This window comes from Actinomadura kijaniata (assembly GCF_014138665.1).
GTDB classification, from domain to species: domain Bacteria; phylum Actinomycetota; class Actinomycetes; order Streptosporangiales; family Streptosporangiaceae; genus Spirillospora; species Spirillospora kijaniata.
In genome coordinates this window covers 380220-395374 of the sequence record NZ_JACJIA010000001.1, presented here as the reverse complement: position 1 = coordinate 395374, position 15155 = coordinate 380220, and the positions used below count along the sequence as shown (strand labels likewise).

Here is a 15155-nt window from a genome sequence, read left to right as displayed (position 1 = left end):
CGGTCAGGCGTCACGGGCCGCACCGCCGTCGAGGCAGCGCTGGATGCAGGCGATCAGGTCCCCGGCGTCCAGCGGCTTGGTGACGTAGTCGTTGGCGCCGGAGGCCAGGGACTTCTCCTGGTCGCCGGGCATCGCCTTGGCGGTCACCATGATGATCGGCAGGTCGGCGTACTCGGGCATCGCGCGGATCGCGGCGGTGGCGGTGTAACCGTCCATCTCCGGCATCATCACGTCCATCAGCACCACGTCCACGTCGGGGTGGGCCTTCAGCGCCTCGATGCCCTCGCGACCGTTGTCGGCGTGCGCCACCCGCATCCCGTGCATCTCCAGGATGCCGGTCAGCGCGAACACGTTGCGCGCGTCGTCGTCCACGATCAGCGCGAGCCGCCCGGCCAGGGACGCGTCGATCCGCACCGGGTCCCGCTCCTCGGGTTCCTCCCGCCGCACCAGCGGCAGCACGTCGCCGGGCTGCTCGGCCGACAGGTGCAGGGCGATGCGCTCGCGCAGCTCGTCCAGGCTGTTCAGCAGCTCCAGCGGGCGGTCGTCGGCGCGGTCGCGCAGGGCGCGCTCCCGTTCGGCGTCCAGGCGGCGGTTGTTGTGCGCCAGGACCGGGAAGCCGCGCAGCGCCGGGTCGCCGTCCATCGCCTCCAGGATGCGCAGGCCCGCGCCGTCGGCCATGTCGAGCTGGAGCACCACGCAGTGGAACGGCTCGGCGGCCAGCGCCGCGGCGGCCTCCTCCGCGCCCACGGCCGTGGTGATCTCCACGGGGTCGCGGGCGTCGCCGAGGTGGCGGCTGTCGGCGGCGGCGCTCTCGGCGACCAGCGACAGCAGCCCGCCCTGCCGTTCCTCGATCACCAGCAGGCGGCGCGGCCGGGGCGGCTCGGCGGGCTGGAGGGCGGCCGGCTCGGGCCGCCGCGGGGTCGCCACCTGGTGCGGGGAGGAGGCGGCCGGCGCGTCCTGGAAGTCGGGGCGGGCGACGGGCAGGTACAGCGTGAACGTGCTGCCCCGGCCGAGGGCGCTGTCGGCGGTGATGGACCCGCCGAGCAGGTAGGCGATCTCCCGGCTGATGGACAGGCCCAGCCCGGTGCCGCCGTACTTGCGGCTGGTGGTCCCGTCGGCCTGCTGGAACGCCCCGAAGATCGACTCCAGCTGGTGCTCGGCGATGCCGATGCCGGTGTCGGTCACCCGGAACGCCAGCGCCGGTCCGTGCGTCGCCACCTGCGGCGGGAGCTCGCCCGGGTCGGCGGGCTCGATGCGCAGCTCCACGCCGCCGGCCTCGGTGAACTTCACGGCGTTGGACAGCAGGTTGCGCAGCACCTGGCGGAGCCGCGCGTCGTCGGTGACGACCTCGGCGGGCAGGCCCGGCGCGGAGCTGATCCGGAAGTCCAGGCTCTTCTGCGTGGTCAGCGGCCGGAACGTCGCCTCGACGTACTCCAGCAGGCCCCGCAGCGGCACCTGCTCGGGCGTGATGTCCATCTTGCCCGCCTCGACCTTGGACAGGTCGAGGATGTCGTTGATGAGCTGGAGCAGGTCCGACCCGGCGGAGTGGATGATGCCCGCGTACTCGACCTGCTTGGGGGTGAGGTTGCGGGTCGGGTTCTGCGCCAGGAGCTGGGCGAGGATGAGCAGGGAGTTGAGCGGGGTGCGCAGCTCGTGGCTCATGTTCGCCAGGAACTCGCTCTTGTACTTGGACGCCAGCGCCAGCTGCCGGGCGCGGTCCTCCAGCTCCTGCCGGGCCTGCTCGATCTCCAGGTTCTTGGTCTCGATGTCGCGGTTCTGGCTGGCCAGCAGCGCGGCCTTCTCCTCCAGCTCGGCGTTGGAGCGCTGGAGCTCCTCCTGCCGGATCTGGAGCTCCTCGGAGCGGGCCTGGAGCTCGGCGGCCAGGCGCTGCGACTCGGCCAGCAGCTCGTCGGTGCGGGCGTTGGCGACGATGGTGTTGACGTTGACGCCGATGCTCTCGCGGAGCTGCTCCAGGAAGTCGCGCTGCACCGGGCCGAACGGCTTGAGCGACGCCAGCTCGATCACGCCGAGGACCTGGTCCTCGACGACGATCGGCAGGTCGATCAGGCTGGCCGGGGTCGCCGCGCCCAGCCCGGAGGAGACGGTGACGTAGCCGGGCGGGACGTCCTCGACGACGATGGTCTGGCGGTTGCGCGCGGCCTGCCCGACCAGCGACCGGCCGGGCCGGAACCGGACGGGCCGCACCGGGGCCGCCGGGTCGTCGTCCTCGGGGTAGCCGTAGGAGCCGATCAGCGTCAGCTCGAACTCGCCCTCCTCCTCGGGCTCGGCCAGGTAGAACGCGCCGAACTGCGCCGACACCAGCGGGGTGAGCTCGTCCATGATGAGCGCGGCGACGGTCGACAGGTCGCGGTGGCCCTGCATGAGGCCGGAGATGCGGGCCAGGTTGGTCTTGAGCCAGTCCTGTTCCTGGTTGGCGCGGGTGGTCTCGCGCAGGGACTGCACCATCAGGTTGATGTTGTCCTTGAGCTCGGCGACCTCGCCCGAGGCGTCCACGGTGATCGACCGGGTCAGGTCCCCGGTGGTCACCGCGCTGGTCACCTCGGCGATCGCGCGCACCTGCCGGGTCAGGTTGCCCGCCAGCTCGTTGACGTTCTCGGTGAGCCGCTTCCAGGTGCCCGACACGCCCTCGACCTCGGCCTGGCCGCCGAGGCGCCCCTCCGAGCCGACCTCGCGGGCCACCCGCGTCACCTCGGCGGCGAACGCCGAGAGCTGGTCCACCATCGTGTTGATCGTGTTCTTCAGCTCCAGGATCTCGCCCCGGGCGTCCACGTCGATCTTCTTGGTCAGGTCGCCCTGCGCGACGGCGGTGGTGACCTGGGCGATGTTGCGGACCTGGTTGGTCAGGTTGTTGGCCATGGAGTTGACGTTGTCGGTGAGGTCCTTCCAGGTCCCCGACACGCCCCGCACGGTGGCCTGGCCCCCCAGGTTGCCCTCGGTGCCCACCTCCCGCGCCACGCGGGTCACCTCGTCGGCGAAGGCGGAGAGGGTGTCGACCATCGTGTTGATGGTCTGGGCGAGCGCGGCGACCTCGCCCTTGGCCTCCACGGTGATCTTCTGGGACAGGTCGCCGCGCGCCACGGCGGTGGCGACCTGGGCGATCGAGCGCACCTGGCCGGTGAGGTTGGAGGCCATGACGTTGACGTTGTCGGTGAGGTCCTTCCAGGTGCCGCTGACCCCGCGCACGGTGGCCTGGCCGCCCAGGTTGCCCTCGGTGCCCACCTCGCGGGCGACCCGGGTGACCTCGTCGGCGAACGCCGAAAGCTGGTCCACCATCGTGTTGATGGTGTCCTTCAGCTCCAGGATCTCGCCCCGGGCGTCGACCCGGATCTTCTGCGACAGGTCGCCCTTGGCGACCGCCGTGGTCACCTCGGCGATCGAGCGCACCTGCGCGGTCAGGTTGTCGGCCATGACGTTCACCGACTCGGTGAGCGCCTTCCACGTCCCCGACACGCCCTTCACGTCCGCCTGACCGCCGAGACGACCCTCGGTGCCCACCTCGCGCGCGACCCGCGTCACCTCGTCGGCGAACGACGACAGCTGATCCACCATCGTGTTGATGGTGTTCTTCAGCTCCAGGATCTCCCCACGCGCGTCAACCGTGATCTTCTGCGACAGATCGCCCTTGGCCACCGCGGTCGCGACCTGGGCGATGGAGCGGACCTGGCCGGTGAGGTTCCCGGCCATGAAGTTCACCGAGTCGGTCAGATCCCGCCAGGTCCCCGACACGCCCTTCACATCCGCCTGACCGCCGAGACGACCCTCGGTGCCCACCTCGCGCGCGACCCGCGTCACCTCGTCGGCGAACGACGACAGCTGATCCACCATCGTGTTGATGGTGTTCTTCAGCTCCAGGATCTCCCCACGCGCGTCAACCGTGATCTTCTGCGACAGATCGCCCTTGGCCACCGCCGTGGTGACCTGGGCGATGTTGCGGACCTGGTCGGTCAGGTTCCCGGCCATGAAGTTCACCGAGTCGGTCAGATCCCGCCAGGTCCCCGACACGCCCTTCACATCCGCCTGACCGCCGAGACGACCCTCCGAGCCGACCTCGCGGGCCACCCGCGTCACCTCGTCGGCGAACGACGACAACTGGTCCACCATCGTGTTGACGGTGTTCTTCAGCTCCAGGATCTCGCCCCGCGCCGGAACGTCGATCTTCTGTGACAGGTCGCCCTGGGCCACGGCCGTGGCGACCTGGGCGATGTCGCGGACCTGGGTGGTGAGGTTGCCCGCCATGGCGTTCACCGAGTCGGTCAGGTCCTCCCAGGTGCCCGACACGCCCGGCACCTTGGCCTGGCCGCCGAGGCGGCCCTCGGTGCCCACCTCGCGCGCCACGCGGGTGACCTCGGAGGTGAACAGTGAGAGCTGGTCCACCATGCCGTTGAACACCTCGGCGATCTCACCGAGCAGGCCGTCGGCCTCGTCGGGCAGCCGGGTGCCGAAATCACCGTCGCGGACGGCCGTCAAACCGGCCAGCAACCGCCGCAGCTCGGCCTCTCCCACCCCGTCCGCGTTCCGCGTCCGGTCACCGCGCGTGATCGGCGCGGCCTTCTTCCCCCCAGCGTCACCCATGTTCAACCCTGTTCCTCAGAAGACCGCGCGGGTCCGGCCACTTCAGGGCCTCGACGGGAAACCCGACTCCGGCGGCGTCGACACACGCGCTACGCAATCACTTGCCGTCTGACATGCAACGGCCGCTGCGACATTACACTGCCTTCCAGACCGGAACACCCCTCTCCCGCTGAACGCGCGACCGACCGCATCCCGCCGTCCGAGCTCGCCGGGACGCCGTCCGCATGCGACGACCCGGGCGGGGACGGGGCGAGGCCGCCGGATGACCCTGATCGCAGGAGGCTCGTACGTCCATGACGACGCTGGAGACGGAGACGCGCACCGCCGGCCAGGCCACGGTGGTGTCACTGGCCGGGGAGCTGACCATCAACACGGTCCAGGACGCCGAGGCGGTCCTGCGGGCGGCGGCGGGCCACGACCGTCCGGACCTGGTCCTGGACCTGGGCGGGCTGCGGTTCATGGACTCGATGGGGCTGCGCGCGGTGCTGCACGCCCGCCGGTCCGTCGTCGCGAAGGACGGCCGGCTGGTCCTGGCCGCGTTGCAGCCGACCGTCGCGCGGGTGCTGGACCTGGCGGGGCTGCGCGAGCACATCACGGTCTGCTCCACCACCGACGAGGCCCTGAAGAACCTGCGCCCGCGCTGACGGCGAGGACCCCTCCCACCGGCCCCCGTCACCGGCCCGGCGACGGGGGCGCCGGCGCGCCCGACGACCGCGACCCGGCGACAATTGTCATACGGCATCGATTTCCGGGGCGGCCTGGTGACCCTTCTCACCGCCGCCACCTGCGCGTTCCCGCTCCGGGCCCGGTCGGTGCCAGGCCGCCTTCGCCGGGAAGGCCCCCGGAGGACGCCCCGTCCCCCTACTATTGCCCCATGACAACTATTCGCCGTCAGCCGGAGCCGTCGTCCTCGGCGCGCTCGGCGTGCTCGGCGAAGGAGAGCAGGCCCGCCAGCAGGCGGGCGCCGTCCTCCGGAGGCATGCGGTCCAGCACCGCCTCCAGGTCCCGCCGCCGCTGCCGCGCCAGGTCGCGGAGCAGTTCCTCGCCCTCCGGAGTGGCCCGCAGCACGACCTGCCGCCGGTCGACGTCGCTGGGCTCGCGGACCAGCAGCCCGGCGGCCACCAGGCGGTCGCACAACCGGCTCGCCGAGGAGGGGATCATCCCCAGGTGCGCGGCCAGGTCGCGCATGCCGAGGTGCGGCCGGGCCGCGATCACCTCCAGCGTCCGCAGCTGCGTGGGCGGAACGTGGCCGGCCACCCGGTCCTGCGAGCGGCACCAGACGGCGATGAACGTCCTGCCCGCGTGTTCGAGGGCCTGATGGTCGACCGACCGGGAGATCTGTTCGCTGGGCTGGTTCACCGACTGTCCCTAACGTCCGGTCTCGATGGTCACGACTGTCTGCTCTCGTCCCCGGCGGGCACGGGTTGATGCCTGCGGACCCCGACTATCAGGAAGGTGCGCGGTGAACGACGGTGCCTGGAACACGCCGGTCTCCCCCGGAGACGGCTCCCGCTGGGCGGCCGCGCCGAACGGCTCCGGCGCCCGGCCGCACGACGGCGCGGCCCTGGTCGCCGAGGCGCTGCGCTCCCGGCGCGAGCAGCTCGCGCAGCGCTGGGCCGACGCGACGCCGTTCCGCGCCGTGTACGTGGCGGGCCGGGACGCGGCGGTCGGCGCGGCGCACCGGCTCGTGGACGCCCTGGCGGAGGTCGCCGGGTCCGGCCGCTGCGCCGACCCGTCGGCCCCCGGGTTCGGGCGGGTGCGGCCGCAGCTCGCCGAGATGCTCGCCGAGCGGGGCGCGGCGGGCGCCACCGCCGTCCAGCTCGGCGCCGAGGTCGCCGAGCTGCGGCACGCGCTGCTGGCGCTGGTGCGCGACCACGCCTCCCACGAGGGCGGGGACGCGGGGGACGCCGGGGACGCCGTGGTCGCCGCCATGGAGCTGGTGGGCACGCTGCGGCTGGTGGCGATGGAGACGGTCCTGGACCGGGACGCCGGGATCATCGCCCGGCAGCGGCAGGAGATCCTCGACATCGCCACCCCGGTGCTCAGGCTGTGGGACGGCGTGCTGGCGGTGCCGCTGATCGGCACGCTGGACAGCGCGCGCAGCCAGGTGATGACCGAGGCCCTGCTGGAGGGCATCGTCGAGCAGCGCGCCGAGGTCGCGATCCTCGACATCACCGGGGTGCCGATGGTGGACACCGTGGTCGCCCAGCACCTGATGCGGACGGCCACCGCCGTCCGGCTGATGGGCGCCACCTGCGTGCTGAGCGGCATCCGGCCGCAGATCGCCCAGACCATCGCCGCGCTCGGCATCGACCTGGGCGGGATCCGCACCCGGTCGACGCTGGCCGACGCGCTGGCGTGGGCGCTGCGGCACATCGGCGAACCGGCGGGGGGCTGAGCGGTGGACCGGGTTCCCGTGCTGGAGCTGGACGGCGTCCTGCTGGCCAGCATCCAGACCGAGCTGACCGACGCGACGGTCGTGGCCCTCCAGGAGGACCTGCTGGACCGGGCCGCCGCGACCGGCGCGGACGGCGTGGTGATCGACGTCTCCGCCGTGGAGGTCATCGACTCCTATCTGGCCCGGGTGCTCACCGAGATCACCCTGGCGGTGCGGATGCTGGCGGCGCGGACCGTGGTGGCCGGGATGCGGCCCGCGGTGGCGGTCACGCTGGTGGAGATGGGGCTGGACCTGCCCGGGGTGGAGACGGCGCGGTCGCCGGCGCACGCGCTGGAGATGCTGGCGAGGCGATGAGGGACGGCGGAGGGGGACCCGTGGGCGGCGCGCCGGCGAGCGCGCCGACGGTGCTGTCGATCGGGTCCGACGCCGACCTGATCCGGGTGCGGCGCGCGGCGCGCGAGGCGGCGGTGCGCGCCGGGATGAGCCTGGCCGAGCAGACCCGCGTGATCACCGCGTCCAGCGAGCTGGCCCGCAACACCCTGGTGCACGGCGGCGGCGGCCGGGTCGAGATCAGCGACGTGACGCGGCCGGGGCGGCGCGGCGTGCGCATGGTGTTCGCCGACGAGGGGCCGGGCATCCCCGACGTCGCGCGGGCCCTGACCGACGGCTTCTCCACCGGCACCGGGCTGGGCCTGGGGCTGGGCGGGGCGCGCCGGCTGGTGGAGGAGTTCGGGGTGGACAGCCGTCCCGGGCGGGGCACGACCGTGACGATCGTCTCCTGGAGCCGGAACCCGACGTGACGACGACCGCGACGATGATGACGACCGGCCGGCACGTGCCCGTCGAGGACCGCAGCCACCTGCACGCCGTGCGCCGCGCCGCCACGCGCGCGGCCGCCGAGGGCGGCCTGTCCGACCGCGACACCGCCGCGTGCGAGCTGGCCGCCACCGAACTCGCCACCAACCTGATCAAGCACGCCCGCGGCGGCCACCTGCTGGTCAACGTGCTGGCCCCCGCCGACGCCCGGTCCCCGGCGTCGGTGCAGCTGGTCGCGGTCGACGACGGCCCCGGCATCCCCGACGTCCCGGGCGCGCTGGCCGACGGCCACTCCACCGCCGGGTCGCTGGGCGTGGGCCTGGGCACCTGCCGCCGCGCCGCCGCCGACTTCGACGTCTACAGCCCGCCCGGCCGGGGCACCGCCGTGCTCGTCCGGGTCGGCCCGCCCGCCGCGATCCCGCCCGTCCGGGTCGGCGGCGTGCTCGTCCCGCACCCCGCCGAGACCGTCAGCGGGGACGGCTGGTGCGTGGCGCGCCGCCCCTCCCCCGCCGGCGAGGACCTGGTCATCGGGCTCGTGGACGGGCTGGGCCACGGCCCGGCGGCGGCCGCGGCGGCCGCCCCCGCCCTGACGGCGACCGCCGAACGCGGCACGCCGTCGGCGGAGTGGCTGGCCGAGCTGGACGCCCGGCTGCGCTCCACCCGCGGCGCCGCCGTCGCCGTCGCGCGGATCGCCCCGCGGGAACGTTCCGAGATGGTGGAGTTCGCCGGAGTCGGCAACATCGGCGCGTGGCTCGGCGCGCACCCGCTCCTGTCGCGGCCCGGCGTGGTGGGCGCGGGCCGCCGGGTCCCGCCGCTGCGCCAGGACCCGGCGCCGTGGTCCGGCCCGGACCCCCTGGTCATGTCCACCGACGGCATCGGCCGCTACGACCTGGCCCGCTACCCGGCGGCCCAGCACCGCCACCCGGCGCTGCTGGCCGCGCTGCTGTGGCGCGACGCCCGCCGCTCCCACGACGACGCCACCGCCGTGGTGGCCTCCCACGCCCCCTGGAGACCCTGGTGAGCGAGGCCGGGCCGGTGCTGCGGCTCGACCCGCCGGGGCCCGCCGACCGCGCGCACCGGCCGGCGCGGGCGGCGCTGGCCGTCCTGGCGGCGGCGCGGCGGGCCGGCGTGCCGGTCGCCGAGCAGGCGGTCCTGGTCCCGGCGGTCCTGGAGGCGGCCGGACGGCATCCCGCCGCGGCGCTCCTGGTGACCCTGACCGGTAGGGGCCCCGGCCGCCGGCTGCGCGCCGAGTTCCACGACGAGGTCCGCGACGGGGCAGGCGACGCCGCGCCCGTGGCGGTGTGCACGGCCGCCGCTCCCGAGGGGGCGGAGGCCGATCCCGGGGAGGACGGGCCGCTCGCCGACGCGCGCGGCCTGCTGGACCTGCTCGCCGAGCAGCGTTCCCGGCTGGACTGGTACCACCAGGAGCTCGACCGCACCGACCGGGGCACCCTGGAGCTGCACGCCGAGCTGGTCCAGGCCTCCGAACGGCTCCGCCAGGCGGGCGAGGTCCAGGCGCACCTGCTGGAGGCCGAGCGGCAGGCCCGCGCCACCGCCGAGAGCGCCCGCGCGCGCCTGTCGTTCCTGGCCCACGCCGGGGCCACCCTGTCGGCGTCGCTGGACCACGCCCAGATCCTCGGCCGGCTGCACGCGCTGCTGGAGGCGCAGCAGGTCGCCCGGCCGAACGTGTGGCTGGACGACGGCGACCGCCCCCTGGTGCCCTTCGCCGCCGACGGCGTGCCCGCCCCGCCGCGGCGGCCCCCCGAGGCCGCGCGCCGGGCGTACCTGACCGGCCGCGCGCACCACGCCACCCCGCATCCGCCGCTGGAGGTGCCGGAGCTGACGGGCGTCGCCGCCGACACCGAGCTGCTGGCGGTCCCGTTGATCTCGCGGGGCCGGGTGTTCGGCGTGGCCGCCTACGCCCCGGTGGCGGCCCCGTTCACCGCCGACGACGTGGCCGTCTACGGGGAGCTGACGCGGGTGAGCGCCGCCGCCCTCGACAACGCCATGCGCTACGAGTACGAGCACGGCGTGGCGCAGCGCCTCCAGGAGGCGATGCTGACCGATCTCCCGGCGGCGGGGCGGCTGCGGTTCGCGGCCCGCTACCTGCCCGCCGAGGCCGGGCTGAACGTCGGCGGCGACTGGTACGACGCGTTCGACCGGTCCGACGGGCACGCGGTCGCCGCGATCGGCGACGTCACCGGGCACGGGCTGCGCGCCGCCACCCTGATGGGCCAGCTGCGGACCGCGCTGCGCGCCTACGCGCTGGAGGCCGCGGCCCCCGACGAGGTGCTGACGCGGATGCACCGGATGCTCGTCCAGTTCCAGCCCGACGACCTGGCCACCGCGCTGCTGTTGCAGGTCGCCCCCGGCGGGCGGCTGCGCTGGGCCAACGCGGGCCACCCGCCGCCGCTGCTGCGCGGCCCCGACGGGCGCGTGCGGGTCCTGCGCGGCAGCGAACCGCTGCTGGGCGCGCCGGTGGACCCGTTCGCCTACCGGACCCGGACCGCCGAGCTGGTGCCGGGCTCGACCGTGCTGCTGTACACCGACGGGCTGATCGAACGCCGCGAGCGCACCCTGAAGGTGGGGCTGCGGCGGCTGTGCCGGGTGTTCGCCGCCGCCACCGGCGGGCTGGAGGAGGTCGCCGACGCGGTGCTGGCGGAGATGCTGGGCGACGGCGTCCGGGAGGACGACACCTGCCTGCTGCTGTGCGGCGCGGTCCCGGCGCGGTGCGAGGGGCGCGACGACGACGGGCGCGACGACGGCCTCCGCCTGGCCTCGGACCCGGCGTGAGGGCGCTCGGCGCGGGTCATCGCCGCTCAGGCGGGCATGGAGAACCCGAGGGGTGCCTCCCCGCGCTGCCGCACGACGGCCTCGTGGAAACGTTCCAGGCCCAGCCGCAGCGCGGCGCGGTCGTCGGTGTCCATCCCGGCCAGCACCTCGGCCAGGGCTCCGCGGCGCACGCGCCGGAGATCGGCCAGCAGATCGGCGCCGCGCGGGGTGAGCCGCAGCGTGATGGCGCGCCGGTCGGGGCCGGGGACGCGCTCCAGCAGCCCGGTGGCCTCCAGCCGCCCGCACAGCCTGCTGGCCGACGACAGCAGCGCCCCCAGTTCGGTGGCGACCCCGGTAACGTTGATACTGCCGTAGCGCTCCACGACGAAGAGAACCCGCAGCTGGGTGGCCGGAACCGGCGCGTTGAGATGGCCTCCCGACCACACCGACGCCAACGTTCCCGCCGGCCCGTCCAGAACGGCCGCCAACCGTTCAAGGTCATCGGAGGGAGAGCGGACTCGTCGCGATGCGGCCATGGCCCCACTGTTACACATCTCCGTCTTCCGCGAGACACTCGATTTCACAACGCTCGCCTCGGCCCGCCACCCGGCCCGACCCAGGCGGCCCGACCTCCGAGGCGACGCCCATGATGACCGACCGGCTCTCCACCCTTGACCTGGCGTTGTGGCAGGCCCGGCCGCATGCGGTCGCCGACGCCGCCCGCGCGGCCCTCATCACCGCCTTCGACGCCCGCGGCGTCACGGTCTCCCTGGTCGACTACCAGGTCTCCCATCTGGTCCCGGCCGCGCCGGAGGCCGAGCCGTTCCCCATCGAGAACACCCTGCCCGGCCGGGCGTTCGCGTCGCAGCAGACCGTGCGCGACGAGCGTCCCGACGGCCACGACCTGCACCTGCCCCTCAGCATCTACGGGGACCGGCTGGGGGTGCTGACGGTCACGTTCGAGCAGCCCCCGGGCCCGGACGAGGTCGGCGAGCTGACGGCGGCCGCCACGGTCCTGGCGCGCGCGCTGGCGGTCGCCGACACCCGCACCGACGTGTTCCGCCGCATGCGGCGGAGCAGCCGCCTGACGCTGGCCGCCGAGATCCAGTGGGAGCTGCTGCCCGGCCGCGCCTGCGTGGCCGACGAGTTCGAGCTGGCGGGCCAGCTGGAGCCCGCCTACACGGTGTGGGGGGACAACTTCGACTGGTCGGCGTCCTCCGACCACCTCGTCGTCAGCGTCACCAACGGCATGGGGCAGGGCATCGAGGCGGCGCTGCTGACCCAGCTGACGATCGGGGCGCTGCGCAACGCCCGCCGTTCCGGCGCCGACCTGCCCGAGCAGGCCGCGCTCGCCAACGAGGCGATCTGCGCCCAGCACGGCGGGAACAAGCACGTCGGCACGTTGCTGCTGCGGTTCGACCTGGCGAGCGGCCAGGTCCGCGCGATCGACGCCGGGTCGCCGCGGATCTACCGGATGCGCGGCGGAGCGGTCGCGCCGATCACGCTGGACCAGCAGCTCCCGCTGGGGATGTTCAACGACACCGAGTACGTCGAGCAGGAGTTCTCGCTGCTCCGGGACGACCGGCTGGTGATCGTCAGCGACGGGATGCACGACTCGCTGTCGTCGAGCGGCGAGCCGTACGGCACGTTCAGCCTGCCGCGCGCGCTGGCCCGCACCCGCATGCAGAACCCGCCGGAGGTCGTCCGCACCCTGGTCCGGGAGCTGCTCGCCCACACCCCGGAGGCGCGGCTGTCGGACGACGCGGTGATCGTGTGCCTGGACTGGACGGGCCGCGTCGCCGAGCCCGCCGCGGCCGCGCCGTCCGCGCTCGACGGGGAGCCCGAGCCGGAGCCGGTGTGACCGGTCACCGCAGGTGCGGGACCAGCTCGGCCGGGTAGGGCTCGAAGTAGGTCTGGGCGTCCAGGTAGGCGATGTCCTCGCCGCGCGCGTGGTGGCGCAGCAGCGTCATCGGGACGTCCAGCGGGACCTCGCCGCGCCCGTAGGAGTCGATCACGCCGGTGAGGTCGCGGCGGCGCGCGTCGTCCAGGCGGCGGCTCATCGGGCTGTAGAGGTGCAGCAGCGCGTTGACGTGGCGGCCCCGGCCCGGCCGCACCGCGAACGCCTCGGCGAACAGGGCGGCGTACTCGGCCGCCAGCCCGTCGCGGTCCCCGGTGCCCGCCCGCGCGACCAGCCGTCCCGCGTGGCGGTAGCGGTCCGGGTCGTGGGCCAGGTACTGGAGCTTGTGCGCCGAGTGGAAGGCGACCAGGTCGCGGGGCGTCCAGTCGCCGTCCAGCAGGGCGCGCAGCCGGGCGTGCGCGAAGATCCGTTCGACGAAGTGGGCGCGCAGCACCGCGTCGTTGAGGCGGCCGTCCTCCTCGACGGCCAGCGTCGGCCGCAGCCGTGTCAGGCGCTCGGCGAAGATCCCCTGGCTGCGCCGGTCGACGGGCATCTCGCCCTTGTAGCGGGTGACGCCGCGCGGGCCGCAGCTCGGCGAACGCGACTTGAGCACCCAGCCGTCCAGGCCGGTGAGCTCGGCGGCGCGGCGCTCGGCCAGCGCGACCATGGCGTCGGTGTGGTCGGCCGATCCGTCCCTGGTGGTGAGCCGGACCTCCCCGTCGCGCTCGACCAGCCGCAGCGTCGGCCGGGGTGCGCCGAGCCCGATCTCCATCTCCGGGCACACCGACACCCAGTCCACGTACGCGTCCAGCACGTCCACCAGGAAGCGGTTGCGGCTGTGGCCGCCGTTGTAGCGGACGGGCTCGCCGAGCAGGCAGCCCGACACCGCGACCCGCGGCCGGGCCTGGGCGGGACGCGGGATCGGCGCGGGCTTGTCCCTGGTGCGGCGGTGTCCGGTCACGGTCCTCATCTCGCTGGTCTCAGGCGTCGAGCAGGGTGCTCAGCCGGTGCAGGCCCCGGGCGGTGCGGGCCTTGACGGTCCCGAGCGGCGCGCCCAGGCGGCCGGCGATCTCGCGTTGCGTCAGGTCGCCGAAGTAGGCCAGCCCGATCGCCTCGCGCTGCGGGGCGGGCAGGGCGGCCAGCGCGCGGCGGACGTCCTGCTCGCGGGCGACGCGTTCGGCGGTGTCCTCGCCGTGGCAGGCGCGTTCGGCGTGGGCGAGCGGAACGGTCGGCGGCGGGCAGGCGCGCAGGTGGTCGACCGCGCGGCGGCGGGCGATGGTGAACGCCCACGCCTCCAGCCCGCGGGCGGGGTCGAGCCGGTCGCGGCAGCGCCACAGCTCCATCAGCACCGACTGGAGCACGTCGTCCACCAAATCGGCGGGCACCCGTCCGCCCAGGTAGCGGCGCAGCGCCGGGCCGAGCGCCGCGTGGCAGCCCGCCAGCGCCGTCTCGTCGCCCGCCGCCAGCCGTCCGGCCAGATCCAGGTAGGCGGGCTCGCCGGGCCCCCTCCAACCCGACGAGCCCTGGTCCGTCGTCGCTTGCTCCATGAGCGCCCCTCCAAGCGAAAACTTCTTCAAAACTTGTTCATATCCAGAATCGGGTCAGCGGACAACCCGTTCCCGGCAAATTTCGGCTGTGATTCCGGGCGGATGTCCGGTGAGGGGGTCGAGGAAGGGGCGTCAGAGCGCCAGGACGGCGCGGATCTCGGCCAGCGCCCGGGGAAGGCTGTGGACGCGCACCGCGCCCTCGGGCGGGTCCCCGATCCAGCCGGGACCGCCCAGCAGGAGGCGGGCCGCCGGGCGGGTGCGCGGCAGGTCGCCCAGCGGCGCGGCGTCGCCGGTCTCCGGCATCGACGACCACACGAACACCGCCGCCGGGCCGAGGCCGCGCACCGCCTCGGCCAGCGACGGGTAGGGCACCCGCGCGCCCAGCACCCGCACCGCCGCGCCCTCCCGGGCGAGCGCGGCCCCGAGCGCGTGGACCGGCAGCGAGTGCTGCTCCTCGGGCGCGCAGGCCAGCAGCACCGGACGGTGGGTGACCGGCGGCGGCGCGAGCGCGATCTCCCCGGCCAGCGCCCCCAGCACGCAGCCCGACAGCAGATGCTCGACCTCGATGATCGCGCCGGTGGCGGCGTGCCGTTCCCCGATGCCGATCAGCACCGGGGCCAGCAGCTCCTGCCAGGCGCGCTCCACGCCGTGCTCGCGCAGCGCGCCGGTGACGATCCGCTGGATCTCGGCGGCGTCCATCGCCATCGCGGCCCGCCCCAGCGCCCGGGTGGCGGGCGTCGCGCCCGGCACCGCCAGCCGCCCGCCGCGGCTCCCCCGGACGGGCCCGGACGGCTCGGCGGGGGCGGGCAGCTCGCCGGGCCCGGCGGCCAGCGCCGCCCGGGCGGCCTCCTCGGGCGGCACGCCCTCCTGGATGAGGCGGTTCATCAGCACCAGCCGGGCCAGGTCCCGCTCGTCGTAGCGGCGGTGGCCGCCCGCGCTGTGGCGGCTCGGGGCGATGCCGTAGCGGCGCTCCCAGGTGCGCAGGGTCGAGGCGGCGACGCCGATGCGCCGCGCGGCCGCGCCCACGCTCAGGCCCGGCCCGCCGATCTCCGCCTCGCTCACCGCTCCCGCCTCCGCCGACTCCCCTGCCGGTCCGGCCTCACAGGGTAGGCCGTATTCCAAAAGCCCTGGC

General features: G+C 74.7%; 13 protein-coding genes. 7 read left to right on the top strand and 6 right to left on the bottom strand.

Annotated elements, in window-relative coordinates; genetic code table 11:
• Window positions 1-3 precede the first annotated feature (3 nt).
• Window positions 4-4593 (bottom strand): HAMP domain-containing protein, encoded by a 4590-nt coding sequence (locus HNR61_RS01750; RefSeq protein WP_182841349.1) that lies wholly within the window; start codon window positions 4591-4593, stop codon window positions 4-6.
• A 293-nt stretch (window positions 4594-4886) separates the two neighbouring features.
• Between HNR61_RS01750 and HNR61_RS01745 the strand changes: the two genes are divergently transcribed.
• Window positions 4887-5237, top strand: a complete 351-nt coding sequence (locus tag HNR61_RS01745; protein WP_182841348.1) for an STAS domain-containing protein — start codon at window positions 4887-4889, stop codon at window positions 5235-5237.
• A 247-nt stretch (window positions 5238-5484) separates the two neighbouring features.
• On the opposite strand, the gene HNR61_RS47245 is transcribed toward HNR61_RS01745, so the two are convergent.
• Entirely contained in the window at window positions 5485-5952 is a 468-nt protein-coding gene (locus HNR61_RS47245; protein ID WP_182841347.1) for a MarR family winged helix-turn-helix transcriptional regulator, read from the bottom strand.
• A gap of 103 nt (window positions 5953-6055) precedes the next feature.
• Between HNR61_RS47245 and HNR61_RS01735 the strand changes: the two genes are divergently transcribed.
• The 5 genes from HNR61_RS01735 to HNR61_RS49810 are packed head-to-tail and all read left to right on the top strand — an operon-like array spanning window position 6056 to window position 10600.
• Window positions 6056-6991 (top strand): STAS domain-containing protein, encoded by a 936-nt coding sequence (locus HNR61_RS01735; RefSeq protein ID WP_312897718.1) that lies wholly within the window; start codon window positions 6056-6058, stop codon window positions 6989-6991.
• A gap of 3 nt (window positions 6992-6994) precedes the next feature.
• Window positions 6995-7345 carry an STAS domain-containing protein gene (locus HNR61_RS01730; protein WP_182841345.1) on the top strand — a complete coding sequence of 117 codons (351 nt, stop codon included), beginning with the start codon at window positions 6995-6997 and terminating at the stop codon, window positions 7343-7345.
• A gap of 20 nt (window positions 7346-7365) precedes the next feature.
• Window positions 7366-7791 (top strand): ATP-binding protein, encoded by a 426-nt coding sequence (locus HNR61_RS01725; protein ID WP_312897717.1) that lies wholly within the window; start codon window positions 7366-7368, stop codon window positions 7789-7791.
• Complete coding sequence (locus HNR61_RS01720; protein ID WP_182841343.1) at window positions 7788-8828, top strand: anti-sigma regulatory factor; 1041 nt, start codon at window positions 7788-7790, stop codon at window positions 8826-8828. Before HNR61_RS01725 ends, HNR61_RS01720 begins: the two co-directional genes overlap by 4 nt.
• On the top strand, window positions 8825-10600 hold the full coding sequence (locus HNR61_RS49810) for a PP2C family protein-serine/threonine phosphatase (protein WP_182841342.1): 1776 nt from the start codon (window positions 8825-8827) through the stop codon (window positions 10598-10600). Before HNR61_RS01720 ends, HNR61_RS49810 begins: the two co-directional genes overlap by 4 nt.
• Window positions 10601-10626: 26 nt before the next feature.
• Here HNR61_RS49810 and HNR61_RS01710 read toward each other — a convergent pair whose 3' ends face one another.
• Window positions 10627-11067, bottom strand: a complete 441-nt coding sequence (locus tag HNR61_RS01710; RefSeq protein WP_246441918.1) for a MarR family winged helix-turn-helix transcriptional regulator — start codon at window positions 11065-11067, stop codon at window positions 10627-10629.
• A 158-nt stretch (window positions 11068-11225) separates the two neighbouring features.
• Here HNR61_RS01710 and HNR61_RS01705 point away from each other — a divergent pair, with 158 nt between their 5' ends.
• Window positions 11226-12440 carry a PP2C family protein-serine/threonine phosphatase gene (locus HNR61_RS01705; protein WP_246441916.1) on the top strand — a complete coding sequence of 405 codons (1215 nt, stop codon included), beginning with the start codon at window positions 11226-11228 and terminating at the stop codon, window positions 12438-12440.
• Window positions 12441-12444: 4 nt separating this feature from the next.
• Here the strand turns inward: HNR61_RS01705 and HNR61_RS01700 are convergent, their stop codons facing one another.
• The 3 genes from HNR61_RS01700 to HNR61_RS01690 form a co-directional block, all read right to left on the bottom strand.
• Complete coding sequence (locus HNR61_RS01700) at window positions 12445-13437, bottom strand: YbgA family protein (RefSeq protein WP_312897716.1); 993 nt, start codon at window positions 13435-13437, stop codon at window positions 12445-12447.
• 19 nt (window positions 13438-13456) lie between these two features.
• Entirely contained in the window at window positions 13457-14023 is a 567-nt protein-coding gene (locus HNR61_RS01695; protein WP_182841339.1) for an RNA polymerase sigma factor, read from the bottom strand.
• Window positions 14024-14155: 132 nt separating this feature from the next.
• A complete protein-coding gene (locus tag HNR61_RS01690; protein WP_312897715.1) occupies window positions 14156-15085 on the bottom strand; it encodes a MerR family transcriptional regulator in 930 nt (309 codons plus the stop codon).
• Window positions 15086-15155: the final 70 nt, after the last annotated feature.